The following is a 20,264-nucleotide window of genomic DNA, read 5'->3' as shown; positions in this document are numbered from 1 at the left end:
GGGTCACATGTACGACGTTCGATATTCCTATCTGCTCGAGCAATTCTCCGACCCCGCCCCGATCCTGGCCGAGATCGGTCGGCTGGTCGCGACCGGTGACTTCACCCTTGGCAAGCCCGTCGCCGAATTCGAGAAGCGCTTTGCCGAACTGATCGGCGTGCGTCACGCCATCGGCGTCGGATCAGGCACCGACGCACTCAAGCTGCCGCTCAAGGCGCTCGGCGTCGGCCATGGCGACGAGGTCATCACCGCCGCCAACACCTTCATCGCCACCGTCGGCGCGATCGCGGAAACCGGCGCCACCCCGGTGCTGGTCGACTGCGACGATTCCTTCTGCATGAACGTCGACCAGGTCGAAGCCGCCATCACCAAGAAGACCAAGGCGATCATGCCGGTTCAATTGACCGGCGAGGTCACCGACATGGGCAAGCTGATGGCGATCGCGCAGCGCCATAACCTTCCCGTCGTCGAGGACGCCTGCCAGGGCATCCTCTCGGAGTTTGCGGGAAAGCGCTCCGGCACCCACGGCATCGCCGCCGGCTTCTCCCTGCATCCGCTCAAGAACCTCAACGTCTGGGGCGATGCCGGCGTCGTCGTCACCAATGACGACGGCATGAACGAGAAGCTCCGCCTGATCCGCAACCACGGCATGAAGAACCGCGACGAGATCGCGATCCTCGGCTGCAATTCGCGGCTCGATTCCCTGCAGGCCGTCGTCGGCAACTGGCTGATCGGCCAGACCAGCGAGATCACGCGGCGCCGAATCGAGAACGCGGCCTATTACGACGCGGGCCTTGCCGGCCTGCCCGGCCTGCGCGTTCCGCCGCGCCGGCCCAACGTGAAGCACGTCTACCATCTCTACATGGTGTTCGCCGAACGCCGCGACGAGCTCTACCAATACTGCCTGGACAACGGCATCGAGGCCAAGATCCACTATCCGATCCCGCTGTATCAGCAGGAAGGCCTCAAGCATCTCGGCTACGCGCCCGGCACCTTCCCGGTCACCGATCGCCACGCCAAGGAAGTCATCAGCTTCCCCGTCGACCAGCATCTGACGCGCGCACAGCAGGACCGCGTCATCGAGACCGTCAGGAAGTTCTGCCATGGACGCTGACACCGGCCGCCGGCGCATCGGTTACGTCAATCTTCCCGCCCAGTTCGAGGAAGAGCGCACCGAGATCATGCAGGCGGTGGAAGGCGTATTCCAGCGCGGCGATTTCATCGGCGGGGCGGCGGTCGGAAAGCTCGAGGAGGAATTGTCCGCCTATCTCGGCTCGCCCCATGTCGTGACGCTGAATTCCGGCACCGACGCGCTGATCCTTTCCTTGCGGGCGCTCGACATCGGTCCCGGCGACGAGGTGATCACCCCGCCGAATTCGTTCGTGGCCTCGACCGCCGCGATCATCGCGGTCGGCGCCACGCCTGTCTTTGCGGACGTGCTGCCGGACCAGAACATCGATCCGGCCGCGGTCGAGGCGGCCGTCACGCCGCGCACCAAGGCGATCATGCCGGTACACCTGACCGGGCGCATGGCCGACATGACCCCGCTGATGGCGATCGCGGACAAGCACGCGCTCGCCGTGATCGAGGACAGCGCCCAGGCGGTCGGCTCGACCTATGACGGGCGGATGAGCGGCACCATCGGCACGTTCGGTTGCTTCTCCGCCCACCCCTTGAAGAATCTCAACGCCGCGGGCGATGCCGGCTTCCTCGTCACTGCCGACGCCGAGCTCGCCGCAAGAATCCGCCGGCTGCGCAATCACGGCCTCATCAACCGCAGTGACGTCCAGGAGTGGGGCATCGTATCACGGCTCGACACGCTGCAGGCCGAGGTGCTGCGCATTCGCCTGCGTCACCTGCCCTCCGTGATCGAGCGTCGGCGGCGCAACGCCGCGCAATACCGCGCCGAGCTCGCAGGGCTTCCTCTGTTCATTCCGCCCTGCCGCAACATCGAGTTCAACACCTTCCACACCTTCGTGGTGCAGACCGACCGCCGCAACGACTTCCAGAAATATCTGGCCGACAAGGGCATCGAGACCGCGATCCATTATCCGGTCCCGATCCATTTGCAGCCGGCGGCGGCGCATCTGGGTCAAGGCCGCGGCGCGTTCCCGGTGACCGAGCGGCAGGCAGACCAGATCCTCACGCTTCCCATCAACCAGTTCCTGTCGGCCGCCGATATCAGCTATATCTGCGCGACCGCCCGGGAGTATTTTGCATGACGGATACGGACTTCCTTCAGGCCGATGAGCAGGCGCTGGCGCAGCGCTTCATCGACAACGGCTTCGTCACCACGCCGGCCGACGATCGCGCAGGCCTCGACCGCATCCAGCGGCGCGCCGCTGAACTCGCGGCGGACTATCTCAAGCTGCCGCACAGCAACGATCCCTATGCGATGCTGGACAGCATCCACACCCGGGTGAGCGTGGACGATCTCAACGGCCTGCGGCTGCACGTCTTCAACGGCCTCAACGCCGAGCCGTGGTTCCGGCCGACTTATTTCCGCCTGGCGCGTTCGACGATCGAGACCATCGTCGGCAACGAGCTCTGCATGCAGCGCCGCGTCAATCTCAGCATCCAGATGCCCGGCGACGATTCCTCGCTGCTCGCCACCCATTCCGATGTCTGGTCGGGCGACTCGCCGTTCGAGGTCGTGGTGTGGGTGCCGCTGGTGGACGTCCACCACACCAAGGCGATGTATCTGCTGCCGCCGTCGCTGAACGGCGATATGCAGGACAGGATGGCAAGCCTGCGCAGCGCCGAGGAGCTGTACAAGACGATCAAGCCGCACGCGACCTTCATCGAGATCCCCTACGGTCACGTGATGCTGTTCAACCAGACCCTGATGCACGGCAATCGCGTCAACGAGGAGCCCGGCACGCGCTGGAGCATGAACTGCCGCTTCAAGAGCATCATGTCGCCCTACGCGGATAAGCGCTTCGGCGAGTTCTTCGAACCGATCCTGCTGCGCCCGGCGACGCGGGTCGGCATGCAATACAAGCTCCCAGGGGGCTTCCATGGCTGAGCGAGCCGGCCATCGCGGCTATATCGGCGCGCGGCCGCTGAACGGCAGCCGCACCCCGCAGCACGTCCAGAACATCGTGATCCGCGACTACGCGCGGCGCAAGAACCTGCAATTTCTGCTCAGCGCCGTCGAGCACATCATGCCCGGCAGCTACATGGTGCTCGAGGACATCCTGGACGAGTTGCCCCGCCTGAATGGCCTGATCCTCTACAGCATCTTCATGCTGCCGCCCGACGAGGCACGGCGACGGGAGATCTACGACCGCGTGCTGCGCGAGGGCTGCGACCTCCACGCCGCCGTCGAGGAGATCACGCTGTCGTCGCAGAAGGACATCCAGGCCGTCGAGGACATCCTGCTGGTCAATAAATACGCCACCATCCTGTGACGATGCCGCGGACCGGTTGGGCCCCATGAGCGAGATCAACCTGCTCCAACCGATGCACGCATCGACCAGGCGGAACTACGTTCAGCGCGTGGTCGAGCACGACAAGGCAGAATCCGCCACCGTCGCGCGGCAATGGGGGCAGGACTACTGGGACGGCGACCGGCGCTACGGCTATGGCGGCTATCGTTATGACGGACGCTGGCGCCCGCTCGCCCAGACCCTGATCGATCGCTACGGCATCAAGCCCGGCATGAGCGTGCTCGACGTCGGCTGCGGCAAGGGCTACCTGCTCTACGAGTTCAGCCAGCTTGTCCCCGACCTCAGGATCGCCGGCATCGACATCTCCGACTACGGCATCGCCAACGCCAAGGAGGAGGTGCGGCCGCTGCTGAAGGTCGGCAGCGCCGTCGAGCTCCCCTACCCCGATCACAGCTTCGACCTCGTGGTGTCGCTCGGCGTGCTGCACAACCTTCCGCTCGAGGACGTGTTCCGCGCGGTGTCGGAGATCGAGCGCGTCGGGCGCGGCACCTCGAAATATCTGATGGTGGAATCGTTCCGCAACGAGCGCGAGAAGGCGAACCTCCTCTACTGGCAGCTCACCTGCCTGAGCTTCCACGGCCCGGAAACCTGGGCGTGGATCTACGACAAATGCGGCTATCGGGGCGACCATGGGTTCATCTTCTTCGAATGAAGCCGGCCTGCGCCGGCCGACGTCGCTACGCGCGCAAAATCCGGAAGTGTATTATTCGGACGACGCCATCGTCACGGCGGATGACGCCACGATCGTCGAGCTGAAACGCATCGCCGCCGGCAACCCGCGTCTGCGCAGCCGGCTGTGCACGCACCCCGATCCCGCGTCCAGCCTGCACGAGATGCTGATCGTGCATCATCGCGAGGCCTATGTCCGGCCCCACAAGCATTTTGGCAAACCTGAATCGTTTCACGTGATCGAGGGCACTGCGCAGGTCGTGATCTTCGAGGATGACGGCCGCATTCGCGACGTCCTCGAGATGGCGCCCTACGGCCAGGGCAAGCGCTGCTATTACCGGATGCCCGAAAAGGTCTTCCACTCGATCCTGATCACCTCGGAATGGCTGGTGTTCCACGAAACCACCGCCGGCCCGTTCGATCCCTCACGCACGGCATTTCCCGACTGGGCCCCGGATGGCGGCGACGCTGCCGAGGTCCACGACTACGTCACGCGGATTGGTGCGCTCGCCGTGGAGCATCTGGCGAGACGGTAAATTTCGACCCCTATCGCTGCTCGACGATCCCGCCGTGAATGATCGAGGACGAAACCAGACGATGAAGCCGCCTGCAAAAGCACTGGTTACCCTGGTCAAGTTCGCGGTGTCGATCGGGATCCTGGTATTGCTCTTGCGCAGCCAGGACTTGTCGTCCCTGAAAGCCGATCTTCTCGCCGTCAACTTGAACATGCTGGCGCTTGCTGTGTTGCTGCTGTTCGCCCAGACCTTCATTCTCTGCCACCGCTGGATCCTGATCCTCCGCGCCATGAGCGTGCCCCTGAGATGGCTGGCCGGCTGGCGCATTCTGATCATCAGCACCTTTTTCAATCAGGTGCTACCCGCGGGCGGTGACGCGGTCCGGATCTGGATGCTGCGGCGGAATGGCGTGCAATGGTCGCAGACGATCGGCAGCATCGTGGCCGATCGCTTCCTGGCGCTGCTGGCGCTCGGTCTCATCGTCCTGGCGGGAATGCCGTTCCTGCTGCCTCGTGTCCACGACAACTCACTCCTTTTCGCGATCGTGACCGTTCTGGCGGCTGCATGCCTCGGCGCAATCGCCCTGGCGACGCTGGACCGGTGGCCGCCGCGCCTGATCGCGGCCGTGCCGGCCAGGATCGTGCAATTCGCGATGCTGGTCAGGGCTCCGTTGCTGGGGGCCGGAGGGCGGGCAATGTTGATCGTATCAGCCATTATCGTCCACCTGATCACCGTTGCGACCTGCTATGTCCTCGCGATCGGACTGGAGGCGCCCCTCACCGCACTTGACGCCTTCGTGCTGGTCCCGCTCGTCATCCTGTCTTCCGCGGTCCCCATCTCGATCGGAGGCTGGGGCGTGCGCGAAGGCGCGATGGTCGCTGCGCTTGGCCTCGCCGGGATCGCATCCGACAAGGCGCTCGCGATATCGGTCCTGCTGGGTCTTGGCGGCCTGATCGTCGGGCTGTTCGGCGGGCTGGTATGGCTGATCGCGCCCGAGCGCACCGGCTTCAGCCCTGAGGAGGCGCGGGCCATCGCCGAACGAACCGATGCAGCGCCGGTCTAGCATGGGCAACGCCGGACAAGACCATGCGATGACATCTGCCGAGGTGCGTTTTCGCACCATCGTCGAGACATGGTCGTGGCGCGCGCTCATTTTCGCGCCGGCCGCTCTTTCCATGTGGTGCCTGAACCGCGACGGCACTTATCGAACGCTGCTATTTGACGGTGGCTGGACAACGCGATTTTACGTCCTCGCCTGGATCGTCCTGACGCCGTATCTCGGCTGGTTCATCATGGCGACCGGCCGCCTGACGTTCTCGCTCATCAGGCACGAACCCACTCAGCGCGTCGACGAGTTCTTCGTCGGCGCGGCCACGCTCGTCTTGACGGGATTTGGGCTAGGCGCTCTTTCCATCCTGTACCCACAAATCGTTCTCGGATTGGCGATCGCGGTTCTGCTGTGGGACAGCCGCAGCTTTCGGAAGCCGCGGAAGCTCGCGGTGACTTTGCCGCTGATCGCAACATCGCTGCTGGGTCTTTGGCTTCTGGCGACGGTGTTCCTCGACCGCGCCATCATACCCGATGTCATTTCGACCGACGTTCAACAGCTCTACGCCCCGTATCTGGCGGAGGTCGCGAGAAATCACAGCATCTGGCTTGCGGCCGACAATCCCATCTTCTCCGACTTCGAGATCGGTCACGGAAACGGGCTGCACCTGTTGCTGGCGACGTTCCTGCCGCCCCACGTCGCCCAGATCATTTCGTTTCTCTATTTCGTCGGGATCGGCGCTGTCATTTTCGAACTCGCCCGCCTCGTTCTTCCATTCCAGGCTTTCGGACGCCGGTGCGAAGAGGCTGCGATCCCGATCGCACTCGGCCTGGCAATTCTCGGGCTTGCTTGGCCGAGGACGGTGCCGACCGTTACACCCGGCCTCCACATCATGGAGTTTGGAAAGTACCACCTTCAGACAGCGGCATTCTTCGTCTATTTCCTGCTGGTCGTCATCCGCTCTTCCCAAAGTCGAGACAGGCTCGCCGCCGGCATTTGCGCCTTTGCCGTCGCGGCTTCCTATCCGCTCTACGCCGCGTTCGTCTTTTTGATCTCGGCGTTGGGAGTGCTCACCAAGGCGCTTCAGCGCGACCTGTCCGGCGTCATGACCGGCGTGCTGCTCGGGGGCGGAGCGATCGCCGGGTGCATGTTGGCCTTCTCCGTCAATTATCTCTACCTCGGAATCCCGGCCACCAACCCGTATTCGCTGTTCCGGGGCGCCGCATCGGTCGAGCGTTTCTCACAATTCGGAAGCCTCGATATTCTCGACTATTTCGTGCTGGCGCAGTCGCTGGAGGTCAGCGACTTCCTCAGCAAGGCGGGGTTGTTCGCCTTCTTCAAGCAGGTCAGGTCCGTTCTCCTCGTTGCCATTGCTCTCGCGGCGGCAACTTGCACCGTGGCTTACATCGACTCGAAGCTGTTTCCGGATCGCTCCGGCGCCTCGAAGTCGCGAATGTCGTTCAATGCTGCGGGGCTCTTGATCATCATCGCCTACGTAGCCAGCGTCCGACTTCTGGATATGACGCTGAATATTCCGAGCCTGATCAGGCTATCCGTTCATGTCACCGCGCTATTCCCGCTGGCGACCGTGGCCATCACCTGTTGGGCGCTGGTTGTCGTGCGGCGGTTGGCCTCAACCTGGTCCCCCGGGCGCTACGCGCCTCATGTGGCCCTTCTGGCGCTCCTGATCACCTGCGCCTGGACAACCCTTTCCTATCCCTGGCAGAGCTTCAGGGACGACGGGACCGTCGCTTTTGTGACCGGGCGCCCCCTTCGCCAGTTGCCCCGTGTCAGCCTGGACTGGCAGCGCTGTGACGAACTGCAGCAATCGACGGGGTCTGAGCGCATTCTGCCTCTCAACGGCTATCGCGCGTTGGTGCCATGCTATTTCTCGCCGCTCCTCACGCGAGGCAAGGTCATTCATACCTATCAGAGCGATGTCGCGCGCGATTTCAAGAAGGTCGCGCTGGGGACTGCCGATACGGCGCAAGCCACGCTTCGCGCGTTGGGGGTGAATCTTTTCTACGTCCAGAGGGAGAATTGCGATTTTTGGCTGAATGGGTTCTCAGACCTCTTCCAGAAAGAAGAACTGGCGAGACGTTTTGCGGTTCGCGCCGAGACTCCGCATTACTGGCTATTGACGTGGCGGGCTGGTGATCAGCCATTGACTCCGGAAACGGCAGCGGCAATCTCGACGCTGAGGACGAGATCGAAGGATATTTATCGAATGGCTTACGGTGTCGAGCCCTTTGAGGTGGTGAGGCACCAGTTGCCACCAGACGGCAAGCCAAGAGACCTCGCGATTCTCGATCAGTTGTCCAAATGCCGCTGAGGGTTGCTGATTTGACGGCGGAAAGCGATCCTCCGCGGAGACATCTACATGCATTCCGGTAAACGCTGGTCTTGGGGAGGCTGGCGAACAAGCGCGCGCGCCGGCTTGATGACGGCTCCATTCCTCATCGCGGCCTTAGGCCTACTGATCAAGGTTCCTCCCGAGGTCCAGTTCTTCAGCGGCGGCCCCTTGGTCGCCTGGAACAGCTTGTGTCTCGCTGTCCTCGCTCCCTACGTGGCTATCGCGTTTGTCGGAATGGGGGCCCTGCTCGTCAACCGCCTCGACGAAGGCAACGACCTCGACGCCGCGGATTTGCTCGTGCTGCAGTTCTTCGGCGGCGCTGCTCTGTGCGTCTTGATTGGCGTTTGCCTCGGTGCGGCGGGATTGCTCTTCCCGTGGATCACCATCCCATTCTTGACGGGCATTATCGCCTGGCACCTTGCGCGTCCATCCCGTGGCCGTTGGATACCATCTACGGCTGCGAAGTGGCTGCTGGTTGGACTAATCGGTTTGTCGGCCGTCGTGCTTCTGCTGGTGAAGGGCGTCGTGCTCGACGCGACGCGCGGTGATATCCCGCAACTTTATCTTCCGCTCCTCGCTGACCTGCAGAACCGCCACACCCTCTGGCTCGACCCCGAACAGCCAAAGCTGTTCTGGTTCTTGCTCGGCCGCGGCCACGGGGCCGACATGTTGCTCGTGAGCTTCGGTGGTCCGACGGCTCATCAAATCCTCTCGGTCGTCTACTTGCTGTCCATCGCGGCTCTGGTCCATCGCATGGCGGTGCGGCTGACAACGGGCTGGATACTGCCGGGATGCGCGGCCCTGATCGCAATGTGGTCGAGCTTCATCGGATTGGAGACGGGGCGCTTTCACTATGAGACCGGCGCCTTCCTCCTGTTCGTCTGTTGGGCAGGGCCGCTCTATGCCACCACCAAGGCCCGCGTGATCTTCCGCGCCTTGGTGCCAACCGTGATGTCCATCGCCATCATGGTCCCCCAGGCGGCGATCATCGCCACGGCCTTCTTGATGGCGGGAGCGGGCGCCGGCTGGTTCGCTCATGGCCCGCGCGGCATCGTGCGGCCACTCGGAGTGGCCGCAATCGGTCTTGGCACAGCGGCTCTCAGCCTTCTGGTCAACCAGATCTATCTCGGCATCGCCGAGGTCAATCCGATCGGCGTGTTCATGCCGCTCATCAACGTGGAGCGCTTTCGTCAAATCTCGAGCCTCGAGCTCATGGTCTACGTAAACAACGCGCAGGGCATCAAATATGCAGGATTCTCGATGCGCGACATCGTGGCTGCTTTCGGCCGCCTGCGGGAGGTGCTCTGGAGCCTATTCTTTGGCACGAACTTCTGGACATACCCGGCTTTCATTGTCGCGTGCGCAGCCTTGCTCAGAGTACGGCGCCCGCAAGGAAATGGCCCATTCGTCGTAGGTCTCGCTCTCTGCCTGCTCGCTGTCATCAGCCTGATCACACTCACCTCACATGGAAGTCTGGAGCGCATGCTGGCCTTCCGATCGGTCGCAACTCCGCTCATTGCCATTTCAATCATCGTGCCGCTCGCCGATCTCTTTCGGCGGCGTCAGTTGCAACTTCGCCTCGTCTCTCTGCCTTCTGCGATGGTGACGATCGCTTTGGCGGCCCTTGTCGCGACTGTGGTTGCGAGGTCGCAGGGCGAGATAACGCGCGTGCGCATGCAGGGCGCCTTGGCGTTTGTCACCGGTCGCATCGGCCTGGTTGGCACCTCCCCGTCCTTTGACGACCTCGATCCACGCCGCTGTCGGGAGGTTTCAAGTCACGTCCCTGCTGATTGGCACATCCTCCCCGTCAATTCCGCTTTGCGTTTTCTGCCGACCTGCGCCGAGTCCCCTCTCCTGCCATCTGGCCGGGTCGTGGATACCTTGCATCCGGTGTTTCTGCCCGATTATGGAGACGTCCTGCTTGGGCCCGCCCCAATCAGCATTGCCGCGCTACGCCGCCACAATGTGAATGCCTTTTACATAGAGAGCGACCGGCTGGATTTCTGGGCGCATGGGCAAAGCCCGCTTTTTGATTCAGACAGCATGCCGCGCAATCTGGACGTCCTCCACGTCGGAGCTGATTACATCTTGCTGACATGGAAGGGCCTGGGAGCGCCGATCAGCGACGAACAGGTTGCAGCGATCACCGCGCTACGGAACCGCAGCCGCGTGACCGGTCCAGGCAAAGACTATTGGGATGGTATCGCAACGCTTGCGGCGTGGCGGTCCCGGCAAGACTCTACCGAAAAGTGAGCGGCCGCGCGCTTCCGCCTCCACCGCGGCGCGGCAAAGAGTCTTCGCGCGAAGCCGGACCCCATCCTGAATGGTCACCGCAAAATCCTGCCGAATCGGCTCTGTTTTTCGCGAGTCCGACGATCGGATAAGATGCCGGCGGACAGCGTGGGGGATCTCAACTTATCAATTGAGGTGCACGCTGTGGCCCTATATAGCCGTACAATGGCTGCCAGCCGCGGGCCGTAATGGCTCGGAATGCCGATTCCAGACCTGCTCCTGCAAAGAGTTAAAGCCGTGACCGACCATTGCCGCCTTTGCCATTCGACCAACCTGCGTCCGGTCATCGACCTCGGACTGATGCCGATTGCGCATCGGCTTCGGCGCAGCCGAAACGAGCAGGATGAACGCTTTCCGTTCGAGGTGCTGGCCTGCGGCGATTGCGGCCTGCCCCAGATCGTCAAGCCGATCGATCCAGATATTCTGTACCGGCAGTTCAACTACAATTTCAGCAGCTGGAAGCCGGAGCCGCATCAGGCGGACGAGCTCGACACCATCGCGAAATTCTCCAAGCACCAGTCCGTGTTCGAGATCGGATGCAACGACGGGCTGTTCATGGACAAGCTGCGCGAGCGCGGCACCAAGGTCATGGTCGGCGTCGAGCCCAATCCGGTGTCGGGCAAGATCGCCCGCGAGCGCGGCATCAAGGTCTATGCCGACATGCTCAGCCCGGCGATGGCCCACGATGCTGTCGCTCAGTCCGGCAAGTTCGACCTCGTCATATCGCGCCAGGTGCTGGAGCACATCGTCGATTTCGAGAACTTCTTCGACTGCGTCAAGATCGCCCTCAGCGACGACGGTTTGCTGTTCATCGACGTGCCTGATTTCGCCCCGGGGTCAGCGGAGGGAGACCTCTCCGTCCTCTGGGAGGAGCACGTCAGCTATTTCACCGAACCGACCCTGCTCGCGCTGCTGGCGCGCCACGGCTTCGAGGCGGTGTCCGTGAAGAAATACAATTTCAGCGGCGGAAGCCTCGCGATCGCAGCCCGCCGTGCCAAGGGCGCCGTGACGGCGCCGCCCGCGCCGTCCGGCGTCGGCGAGAAATTCGGTCAGCGTGCGAGAGAGTATGGCGCGCGTCTCCGCCCGATTCTCGAAAAAGCCCGCGCCAACGGCGCCGAGATCGCCATCTACGGCGCCGGCTGCCGCGCCTGCACCTTCACCAACGCCCACGAGCTTGCGAATCTCGTCGACCTCTCGGTCGACGACCAGAAGGAGCGCCAGGGGCTGTTCCTGCCCGGCACCGGCATTCCGATCCGTTCGCCCGAGGATCTCACCGCCAAGTCGGGTCCGCTCGTCTGTCTTCTCGCCGTGAACGAGGAGAACGAGGCCAAGGTCAGCAGCCGGCTGCGCGAGAGCGTGAAGCGTCCGCTCGAGATCGTTGCGATCTTCGCGCCGAACGACATCTGGAGCGAGCTCGATCGTCTCGAGGCGGCGCTAAGGTCGCGGCATGGCTGAGGACAAGCTCTTCAACTATTACGAACGTCAGGATGTTCTGCCGACGTTCGGGAATTTCAAATCGTCCACCGAGCTCGAGGCCTACGCCAGCCAGCGGCGCGAGCTGTTCTCGGACAAGCTGGTGCTGCCGCCGCGGCTGTTCCGCGATGCCGATGTGCTCGAATTCGGTCCCGATTCCGGCGAGAACGCCCTGGTGTTTGCCGGTTGGGGCGCGAACATGACGCTCGCCGAGCCGAACCGGCATGCACACCCGAAAATCCAGGCCTACTTTGCACATTTCGGCCTGACCCAACGTCTCCGCGAGCTCGCACTCGCCGACGTCGAGGGCTTCCGCAGCGAGCGCCGCTTCGACATCATCGATGCCGAGGGCTTCATCTACACGGTGCAACCGAGCGAAAAATGGCTCGGCATCTTCCATCGGCTGCTCAATCCGGACGGTTATGCCGTCGTGTCCTATTACGAGCGCTACGGCGGCTTCTTCGAGCTCGCGCTCAAGGCGATCCATGCGGCCGGCAAGGCATTGGGCGGTCGCGCTCCGCTCGACACGGCAAAGATGCTGTTCGAGGCGAAGTGGGACAGCATTCCGCACACCCGCAGCTTCGAATCCTGGCTGATGGACGTGCTGGAAAATCCTTTCGTCCGGCATCGCTACTTCCTCGACGCGGCCACCTTGTGCGCGGCGGCGCATCAACAGGGGTTCGACGTCCATTCGGCGTGGCCCGCCTACCGCGACAGCCTCGACATCTACTGGCACAAGAAAGTCCTTGCCGGCGACGAGAAGCTGCATCGCGCCAGACGCCATCTCGACCGCAGCCGGCTGAGCTTCCTCGGCGGACGAAAGCTCTATCTGGTCGGCAAGGCCGATGCCGTGCAGGCGATCTCGGCCTCGATCGAGGCGCTGGTGCTCGACGTCGATGGCATGATCGACGATCCCTTCGGCGAGAGCCTGCCTCGCGTGGTCGCCGGCCTCGCGTCGCTGCGCGAGACGATCCGGACCACCGACATTCTGGCCGACGATGCCGCCGACATCGACGCCATCATTGCGACGCTCGACAGCTTCCATCGCATCTTTGGCGCAATCGGGCGACGGGATGCGTCTGCGGTCGCCGCCCTCACCCAGTCGGATCCGGCCTTCATCAACATTTGGGGACAGCCGGCGCATTTCCTCGTGATCCGGAAGCGCTGAGGGATCGTAGCCAGTGAAGCCAGGCATTGGCATCATCGGAACGGGCATGGTCGGCCAGATGTGCCACCTCGCCAATTTTGCTGCCAATTCCGCCTGCCGCGTCGTCGCGATCGCCGATCTCCGGCCGGACCTCGCCGCCGCCGCGGCGCAGAAGTTCGGCATCCCCCGGGTTTACAGCACGCACCGGGAGCTCCTCGCGGACAGCGCGGTGTCCGCCGTCGTCGTCGTGACGAAGCGTCGTGCCACCGGCCCGATCGTCCTGGACGCGTTGAACAGCGGGCGGCACGTGCTGTCGGAAAAGCCGATGGCCTACACGACGGCCCAGGCCAGTTCGCTGGTCGAAGCCGCACGGCAGCAAAACCTCGTCTACAGCATCGGCTACATGAAGCGTCACGATGCCGGCGTGGCGCGGGCGCTGCAGGTGCTGACGCGCCTGCGCGAAGACCAGTCGCTCGGACGCATTGTCCGGGCCGAGGGCTGGTGCTTCGGCGGCGACACCGGCCGGTCGCACGACAATTTCGTGATGACCGGCGAAGCGCGACCGGACGGGATTGAACTCTGGCAGGATGGCCCCGACTGGATGCCGCGCGCGGCGCGTCCCGGCTACGATAATTTTCTGAACGTCTTCAGCCATATCATCAACCTGGCGCGCTACCTGCTCGGTTCGTCGCCGACGGTCGCCGAAAGCGCGATCGAGGCTTCGGGTGCCGGGCGCATCACGCTCGACTTCGACGGCATCGCCTGCGCACTGGATCTCGTGAACGGCTCCGAAGGCAGCTGGCGCGAAGGGCTGACGATCGATTTCGAGCGCGGTGCGGTGACCCTGGAATTGCCGCCACCTTTCGCCGAGCAAGAGGCGGAGGTCATCGTCGATCACGATGGTCAGAGCACGCGGCTGACGGGCGAAAAGAGCTGGGCATTCCGGCGCCAGGCCGACGCCTTCGTTTCCGACGTCGCCGCGCGAGGCGTACCCTTGGCCTCCGGCGCGGATTCAGTGACCGACATCGCGCTTGCGGAGACCGTCTGGAAACAGCGGGCTAGCGGCTAGGCGCGGCATCCTTGCTTGCGCCCTCGAGCGGCAGAATGCCCGCGATGGGCCCAAGCTTGATCGTGACCTGCGCAAGTTGAGCCAGGAACTCTGCAACATCGCAGCGCGCCAGGAACCGGCACGCATAGTACTTCCGCACCAAGGTCTGGTTCGGTGCGGCTCCCGGGCCCGGCTGGAACGAAATCGTCGCCTGCGGCCCCGTCGGATCGAAATGATGGAATGCACTTCCCGGAGCGGTCCGCGCCTCGTCCATTCCCCGCAGGATGTCGGGCCGCTCGGCGCGCAGCGCAAATCCGAAGAACGGCTGATTGCCCCAGGCAAGTCGCAGCATGCCGGTGACCTCGGCGAGGCCGAACGGCACGTGCCGTGAGGGGTAGTCGAAAAAGCCGTCATCGAGCGCATAGACCGTCGCCGCGGGCTGGGCGCGGCCGGCAAGGTTGCGCGTCAGGGCCTCCTGCTTCAGCGTTCTCGCCTGCATGAAGACGTAGTCGCTCCACAGCATGCCGATCGACATGATCAGGCCCGATCCGAATATGGCTGCAAAGGCGATGCTGGGACTGGTCCAACGTTCGGCCAGCCGCTTGATTGCGAGAAACGCCAGCGCCGACGGCACACCCAACATCAGCAGATGACGGCTCTCGTAGAAATGCGTCGACGACGGCCGCAGGCCGGCGATCAGATAGGGCGACGACAATGCGAGGAACAAGACCAGGGCGAGCACGAGCGGCAAGGCGATCGCGGTTCCGGACGTGGTCGGCTTCGGGTCGGCGCGCAGCAGCAGCAAGACGAAGCCGACGAGCACCGCCGCCAAAATGAACAGCCCCGGGACGGCAATCGCCGCGCGCAACGCGTGGGCCAGGACGTCCCTGTAGCCGGTGATGAAGAATGCCAACCATCCCTTCGCCAACTCGCCGAGCGTCGGGAAATGGGCATCATAGTGCTGCGCGTACACGCCGATCCGCTTGAACCAGATATTGAGCGTGCCCCAGTAGATCAGAGGAAGCAGGATCAATTCCGGATAACCCAGGGCGCAGCGCCAGGCTGCGAGCCATGTGCGGCGAACGAAACCGTCCGTCGCCTTCCCGCCCCGCCAAATCGCAACGAAGAGACCCAGCATCACGAAGGCATAGAGCACGATCGTCGAGTTGAGCGCGAAGCTCAGGAGGAACACGAGCGCACAGGCCACGCGAAGCAGCGTGCGCCGCAGGCCGCGGGCGCTGAAGGCCAGCGTCAACAGCCATGCGCCGACGAACAGCAATCCGAAGCTGAAGACGTAGACCGCGTTCGCCTTGCCCGCCCAAAGCTGATAGCCGGGATAGGTCCAGACGATCAGCGCGAAACCGACCGCCTCGGCGCGGTCGAGCAGACCGAGACGCGTTGCGGTGAGCGCGAGCGATGTTGCGCCAAAGACGATCCCGGCGAACGCCAGCGAGACCATCACGACAACCGGGGCGCCCGTCCAGTTCGCGAACGTGTCGTAGCTGTAAAAGATCGGATGACCGGCGCCGTTCAGCAGGAAATCGATGTTGATGAAATAGTCGGGACGCGGCTTGAGCACCAGCCAGTCGTCCATGAAGAGACCATCGTTCACGAGCATCGGCGCATGCGCAGCCAATAGCACGACGAGGAGGACGACTATCGCACGCAGCAATGGGGACATCTCGGACGGAGGAACGGCATCGCCGGCAGGATTCGCACGCCCACGTGACGTCCGCAAGGCGGGATGATGGGCTCCCTTGACCGGAAAAATGCGACCTTTTATAGACTTTTGCTCTGGCTGGGCCTCAGAGGCGTCCGGGACGATTTTCCGCAATGAACATGCTCCCGGGCCCGGCGCAAGCCGCTGCGATTGGTCTCAGTGTCGCGCTGCCGCTGCTGTTGCTGTGCTACGCGCGCATCGCCGCCACCGGCGGATCCGGCCGCCGCTTCCGGCTCGGCTGCATCAGCATCTTGGCCCTTTACGCGATCGCCTGTCTCGCGCTTCCCGGTCAACGCCATTATGACGACGTGCTTGGCGGCTTGTTCCTGCTCGCGACTGCGATGATGTTTTTCTACATCCTGTTCAGCCTGCTCGCCTGGGGCTTTACGCTGACGCTGCTCACGGCACTCGTTAAGGCCGGGCGTCCCCTCACCTGGGAGCAATGGGCCGTAGCCTACATGCAGGGCGGAGATCTCGGCACCTTCACGCACAACCGCCTGAAGCTCCTGGTCGGCGCGGGGATGTTGACCATTGCAGACGGCAGGCTGGCTCCGACGGCCAAGGGGGTGGCGGTCGCGCGTCTCGTCAAACTCGTTCGTCTGTCGACGGGCCTTGGGTAAGAGGCCGCGATGTCCTTCGTTGTCGGATTCCTCGCCGCCGTCAGCTTCGTCCTGCTGTCGCCTGCCTTGCAGCTCATGGCCCGCGCTCGCGGGTGGCCTGTTGGAGCCGTGACCCTGCTCGCGATCGCCGCGATCCTCACCCACGGTCTCGGCGTGATGCTCGGAATCCTCGTCGTCCCGGAATTCCAGTATTGGGACGCCGCGTCGATTTTCGGTTTTTGCGTCATGGGTTACGTGTTCGCTTTTGGCGCAGTGTACAAATCGGTTTCCCTGGAGATTCTGCTCGGCATCGTCGACCGGCCCGAGCGGAAGGCTCCGCTTTCCGAAATCGTCGAACGGCAGGTTCCAGATCTGTTCCAGGGACGAATTAGGAACCTGGTCGACGGCGGCCTTGTCGAACCGGTGGATTCACACTTCGCGGCGACGGCGGCGGGCCGAAATATGGCAGGCCGCGTCGGACAGCTGCGCCGCGCCTTCGGTATCGGCGATACCAGTCTCTATGATTTTTCCGAATAGTTGCCGGGAACACACACATCGCCGGTTTCGTGCCGGTTGTGCAGGGCATATCTGCGGGCCCCTTATTGTTCGGTCGGCGCAGATGACCTAGAGTTGCGCTGGGGTTCCACCAGTAAAGAGTGGCCGGCAACAGGCGGCATAAGATGACACCTTCCAGGGCGGCAAAGAGACTTACGATCGTCATCCCTGCACTGAACGAGCAGGACAAGATCGCCGACACCATTGACGGCGTGCTGCCGCTCGCCCGCGAGCTGCTCGACGATTTCGAGATCTTCCTGATCGACGACGGCAGCACCGACGCCACCGGCGCGATCATGGACGAGTTCGCGGCCGGCGAGCCGCGCATCGTCGTGCAACATAACGCCGAGCCGCGAGGTGTCGGTGCCGGCTTCGAATACGCGCTGTCGCGCGCGAAATTCGATGCCATCACGCTCATTCCCGGCGATCACGCCTTCCAGAACGAGGGTATTGCCCGGATGTTCAAGGCGGCGGGCGCCGCCGACCTCGTCATCACCTATCGCGACAACCAGTCGGACCGCTCGGTCAACCGCTCGCTGCAGTCGCATTCGCTGCGGTTCATCCTGAACTGCCTGTTCGGCTTCTGGCTGTCCGACTACCACAGCATGATCGTCTACCCCGTGAAATGGCTGCGCCAGATCGCGGTCAAGGCCGACGGCTACGGCTATCAGATCTGCGCGTTGATCTCCCTGCTCCAGCTCGGCCTCACCTATGTGCAGGTGCCCGTGAGCCTGAACGCGGAGCTGAAGGGCTCCTCCCGTGCGCTGCGGCTGCGCACCTATTTCGAGCTCGGCGGCACCATCGTCTCGCTGCTGCGCCGCGTTCCCATCCGGCACGTCGACCTCAGCCAGGTTCCTACCGACGCGGAACGGGCCCCGGCGCGCTAGTCGAGGGCCTCGTCGGGCTTGGGCTTGGGAAATCGAGCGGATGGGCAGGCGCGCGGCGATTCGCCCGCGGGACGCCCTCGTCCCTATCCTGCCAGCACCTGACTTAAGTGATTGATTTGACTGGCAGGAGTGGCAGGGCTCGAACCTGCGACCCCCGGTTTTGGAGACCGGTGCTCTACCAATTGAGCTACACTCCTACGGACCCTGCGTCGCCCCAGGATCAGGGCCGCTTTCAAGCACAGAGAGCGGCCGGATTGCAAGAGCGAAGCGAGTGCCATGCGCGTACTTCGCGCTAGGCCCCCCAACTTTCAGCAGCCAGTTGCGGTAGATCTCCCCGTAGCGCACGCTCACCTTGTCCACCGGGGTTTGCGTCGCGTTATTGTCGATAGCAGCCTGCACCGCCGCCCCAACGATCCCCTGCCCGGTATAGAGCGCTGCGTTCAGCTCGGGATAGGCGACGATCAGCGCACCGGTTCGGGCATCGACGAGATTGGCGTCCGCGATCATGCCGCGATGGCCGCCGATCACGACACGCTGGATGGCTGACGGGAACAGCAAGCTCTTCACCCGGATGTCGAGCCGCACCGGCCGCGTGCCCGCCAGCCGAGCGGCCAAGACCTGCTCGACGCCGGCCTTGATCCGCGGCGTCAGCAGGCCTTGAACGAAAGCCTTTACCTCCGGAACGTCGGCCATTGTTGCCGCCTGCTCCAGGCTGACCGCCTTCGAGTCCGCATAGGCGCGGAGACCGTCCTCCCACTGTATGCGTGCGTCGGGTGCAAAACTGACCGCAACGCCGGTCAGCTTCATGCCGGCTATGTCGCTCTGCGACAGCGAATTATTGGCGGCGGTTACGCAGCCCGCAAGCGCAAGCATTCCGCCCAGCGCGACAATCCGCGCCAGTCCCAGCAGCAATCTCAACAACGCCCCCTGTCCCCGTAACCCAATCTCAGCCCGGCCCAAAAATAGGGTGTTCCGCCCGCTGCTGTCTACCCCGAATTGTATTGCCGTGCATAAGACCCGATGCCGAGCGTCCGCTGCAGATGTCACCGCGCCGAATGCATCTGTTCTTCACGGGGCTTCTGAGCCACACTTTTCCGATCGACCAAAAACAAGAGCCCGGGAGCCTCCATGAACGCCCAAGCCGCCACGAAAGCCACCTCGACGCCGCTGACCCCGCCCTTGCCCGAGGTCCGCCCGGAGACGCTCGGGCTGTCGCGGCTGCGGCTCCAGGCCATGTCGGACGCCTTCAGGCGCGAGATTGACAAGGGAACCGTTCCCGGCCTCACCGTGCTGGTGGCGAGGCGCGGCCAGGTCGGCTGGTTCGAGGCGCTCGGCAGGCAGAGCCCGGCGGACGCCGCGCCAATGGCGCGGGATTCGATCTTCCGGATCTTCTCGATGACCAAGCCGATCGTCTCGGTCGCCATCATGGCGCTGGTCGAGGACGGCCACCTCCTGCTCAGCGACGCCGTCGCAAAATTCATCCCGGAATTTGCCAGCCAGCAGGTCGGCATCGTCAAGGACGGCAAGCTGGAGCTGGTGCCGCCGGCGCGGCCGATGACCGTGCAGGACCTGCTTCGCCACACCTCGGGCCTTACCTACGAGCACCAGGGCGACGGCCCCGTGCACAAGCTCTACCAGGAGTCCCGCGTCCGCAGCCGCAAGATCACCAACGCCGAGCACGCCGCCCTGGTGGCGAGCTTCCCGCTGGTCTGCCAGCCCGGCGCGGAATTCAACTACAGCCGCTCCACCGACATCCTCGGCCGCATCATCGAGGTCGTCAGCGGCAAGTCGCTCGGCACGTTCCTCACCGAACGCGTGCTCGCCCCGCTGCAGATGGCCGAGACCGGCTTCTCGACCTCCGAGGCCAATGCGGGCAGGCTCGCCGAGCCTTTCGCGGCCGATCCCTGGACTGGCGACAAGGTCGCGCTGTTCAACATGCACGAAGCACCGGTGATGGAGTCCGGCGGCGGCGGCCTGGTCTCGACCACGATGGACTATGCCCGCTTCTGCCTGATGCTGCGCAACGGCGGCACGCTCGACGGCCACAGGATCATCGGCCGCAAGACGCTGGAGCTGATGGCGTCCGATCACCTCGGGCCGCAGGTTCAGACCAACGGCACCCTGCTCTCGCCCGGCCACGGTTTTGGTCTCGGCTTCGCGGTGCGCCGCGAGGCCGGTATCGCCCCCTTCCCCGGCAGCGTCGGCCAGTATTTCTGGAGCGGCATTGCCGGCACGTTCTTCTGGATCGATCCGAAGGAGGATCTGTTCGCGGTGTTCATGAGCCAGGGCCCGGGCCAGCGCGATTTTACGCGCACGCTGGTGCGGGATCTGGTTTACGCGGCGGTGGAGTAATCGCCGCTCTCGTGCCCCGGACGCAACGCAGCGCGTAGCGGTGCGTTGCTGAGCCGGGGCCCACGTCTCCGCGATCTCGTTCTTGGCTTTCTGGGCCCGGCTCTGCGGAGCAGCACTTCGTGCTGCGCCGCGTCCGGGACACGAGAAACTCAGCGCG

General features: G+C 63.7%; 18 protein-coding genes and 1 tRNA gene. 16 read left to right on the top strand and 3 right to left on the bottom strand.

Translation table 11 applies throughout. The features are described from left to right. Positions 1-7: 7 nt before the first annotated feature. From XI04_RS35760 to XI04_RS35705, 12 genes are all read left to right on the top strand, one after another. Positions 8-1,114, top strand: a complete 1,107-nt coding sequence (locus XI04_RS35760; protein ID WP_271608885.1) for a DegT/DnrJ/EryC1/StrS family aminotransferase — start codon at positions 8-10, stop codon at positions 1,112-1,114. Further along, positions 1,104-2,222 carry a DegT/DnrJ/EryC1/StrS family aminotransferase gene (locus XI04_RS35755; RefSeq protein ID WP_028141026.1) on the top strand — a complete coding sequence of 373 codons (1,119 nt, stop codon included), beginning with the start codon at positions 1,104-1,106 and terminating at the stop codon, positions 2,220-2,222. The genes XI04_RS35760 and XI04_RS35755 overlap by 11 nt, the downstream gene beginning before the upstream one ends. Continuing rightward, positions 2,219-3,025: a sporadic carbohydrate cluster 2OG-Fe(II) oxygenase gene (locus XI04_RS35750; RefSeq protein WP_018322239.1), complete on the top strand. Its 807-nt coding sequence runs from the start codon at positions 2,219-2,221 to the stop codon at positions 3,023-3,025. Before XI04_RS35755 ends, XI04_RS35750 begins: the two co-directional genes overlap by 4 nt. Continuing rightward, on the top strand, positions 3,018-3,410 hold the full coding sequence (locus tag XI04_RS35745) for an LIC12192 family sporadic carbohydrate cluster protein (RefSeq protein ID WP_018322238.1): 393 nt from the start codon (positions 3,018-3,020) through the stop codon (positions 3,408-3,410). Before XI04_RS35750 ends, XI04_RS35745 begins: the two co-directional genes overlap by 8 nt. Before the next feature lie 25 nt (positions 3,411-3,435). Beyond that, on the top strand, positions 3,436-4,101 hold the full coding sequence (locus XI04_RS35740; protein ID WP_028141029.1) for a class I SAM-dependent methyltransferase: 666 nt from the start codon (positions 3,436-3,438) through the stop codon (positions 4,099-4,101). Then, positions 4,079-4,654, top strand: a complete 576-nt coding sequence (locus XI04_RS35735) for a WbuC family cupin fold metalloprotein (protein ID WP_095426218.1) — start codon at positions 4,079-4,081, stop codon at positions 4,652-4,654. The genes XI04_RS35740 and XI04_RS35735 overlap by 23 nt, the downstream gene beginning before the upstream one ends. Beyond that, positions 4,620-5,696: a lysylphosphatidylglycerol synthase transmembrane domain-containing protein gene (locus XI04_RS35730; protein WP_244611401.1), complete on the top strand. Its 1,077-nt coding sequence runs from the start codon at positions 4,620-4,622 to the stop codon at positions 5,694-5,696. The genes XI04_RS35735 and XI04_RS35730 overlap by 35 nt, the downstream gene beginning before the upstream one ends. Before the next feature lie 28 nt (positions 5,697-5,724). Next, the gene (locus XI04_RS35725) at positions 5,725-8,013 is read left to right on the top strand and encodes a hypothetical protein (RefSeq protein ID WP_095426286.1); all 2,289 of its coding nucleotides are present in this window, start codon (positions 5,725-5,727) and stop codon (positions 8,011-8,013) included. A gap of 48 nt (positions 8,014-8,061) precedes the next feature. Continuing rightward, the gene (locus XI04_RS35720) at positions 8,062-10,287 is read left to right on the top strand and encodes a hypothetical protein (RefSeq protein WP_271608886.1); all 2,226 of its coding nucleotides are present in this window, start codon (positions 8,062-8,064) and stop codon (positions 10,285-10,287) included. Between the two features lie 276 nt (positions 10,288-10,563). Then, entirely contained in the window at positions 10,564-11,781 is a 1,218-nt protein-coding gene (locus XI04_RS35715) for a class I SAM-dependent methyltransferase (RefSeq protein ID WP_038950195.1), read from the top strand. Continuing rightward, positions 11,774-12,967 carry a class I SAM-dependent methyltransferase gene (locus XI04_RS35710; RefSeq protein ID WP_271608887.1) on the top strand — a complete coding sequence of 398 codons (1,194 nt, stop codon included), beginning with the start codon at positions 11,774-11,776 and terminating at the stop codon, positions 12,965-12,967. The genes XI04_RS35715 and XI04_RS35710 overlap by 8 nt, the downstream gene beginning before the upstream one ends. Before the next feature lie 13 nt (positions 12,968-12,980). Next, the gene (locus XI04_RS35705; RefSeq protein ID WP_271608888.1) at positions 12,981-14,015 is read left to right on the top strand and encodes a Gfo/Idh/MocA family protein; all 1,035 of its coding nucleotides are present in this window, start codon (positions 12,981-12,983) and stop codon (positions 14,013-14,015) included. On the opposite strand, the gene XI04_RS35700 is transcribed toward XI04_RS35705, so the two are convergent. Continuing rightward, positions 14,005-15,675, bottom strand: coding sequence for a hypothetical protein (locus XI04_RS35700; protein WP_271611513.1), 1,671 nt, complete (start codon positions 15,673-15,675; stop codon positions 14,005-14,007). The genes XI04_RS35705 and XI04_RS35700 overlap by 11 nt on opposite strands. 152 nt (positions 15,676-15,827) lie before the next feature. Here XI04_RS35700 and XI04_RS35695 point away from each other — a divergent pair, with 152 nt between their 5' ends. The 3 genes from XI04_RS35695 to XI04_RS35685 all read left to right on the top strand — a co-directional run bounded on the left by XI04_RS35695 (position 15,828) and on the right by XI04_RS35685 (position 17,755). Beyond that, positions 15,828-16,334, top strand: a complete 507-nt coding sequence (locus tag XI04_RS35695) for a hypothetical protein (RefSeq protein ID WP_028141038.1) — start codon at positions 15,828-15,830, stop codon at positions 16,332-16,334. A 9-nt stretch (positions 16,335-16,343) separates the two neighbouring features. Then, complete coding sequence (locus XI04_RS35690) at positions 16,344-16,850, top strand: hypothetical protein (RefSeq protein ID WP_028141039.1); 507 nt, start codon at positions 16,344-16,346, stop codon at positions 16,848-16,850. Positions 16,851-16,993: 143 nt separating this feature from the next. Then, a complete protein-coding gene (locus XI04_RS35685; protein WP_038950191.1) occupies positions 16,994-17,755 on the top strand; it encodes a glycosyltransferase family 2 protein in 762 nt (253 codons plus the stop codon). A 121-nt stretch (positions 17,756-17,876) separates the two neighbouring features. Here XI04_RS35685 and XI04_RS35680 read toward each other — a convergent pair. Continuing rightward, positions 17,877-17,952 (bottom strand) — tRNA-Trp (locus tag XI04_RS35680). Beyond that, positions 17,951-18,673, bottom strand: coding sequence for a hypothetical protein (locus tag XI04_RS35675; RefSeq protein WP_271608891.1), 723 nt, complete (start codon positions 18,671-18,673; stop codon positions 17,951-17,953). The genes XI04_RS35680 and XI04_RS35675 overlap by 2 nt, the downstream gene beginning before the upstream one ends. 210 nt (positions 18,674-18,883) lie before the next feature. On the opposite strand from XI04_RS35675, the gene XI04_RS35670 reads away from it, so the two are divergent. Then, positions 18,884-20,107 carry a serine hydrolase domain-containing protein gene (locus XI04_RS35670; RefSeq protein WP_028141042.1) on the top strand — a complete coding sequence of 408 codons (1,224 nt, stop codon included), beginning with the start codon at positions 18,884-18,886 and terminating at the stop codon, positions 20,105-20,107. The last annotated feature ends 157 nt before the right edge of the window (positions 20,108-20,264 follow it).

It is taken from the genome of Bradyrhizobium sp. CCBAU 11430 (assembly GCF_028128855.1).
Classification (GTDB): domain Bacteria; phylum Pseudomonadota; class Alphaproteobacteria; order Rhizobiales; family Xanthobacteraceae; genus Bradyrhizobium; species Bradyrhizobium ottawaense.
The sequence above is the reverse complement of the archived record's forward strand: the minus strand, read 5'-3'. Positions and strand labels throughout refer to the sequence as shown.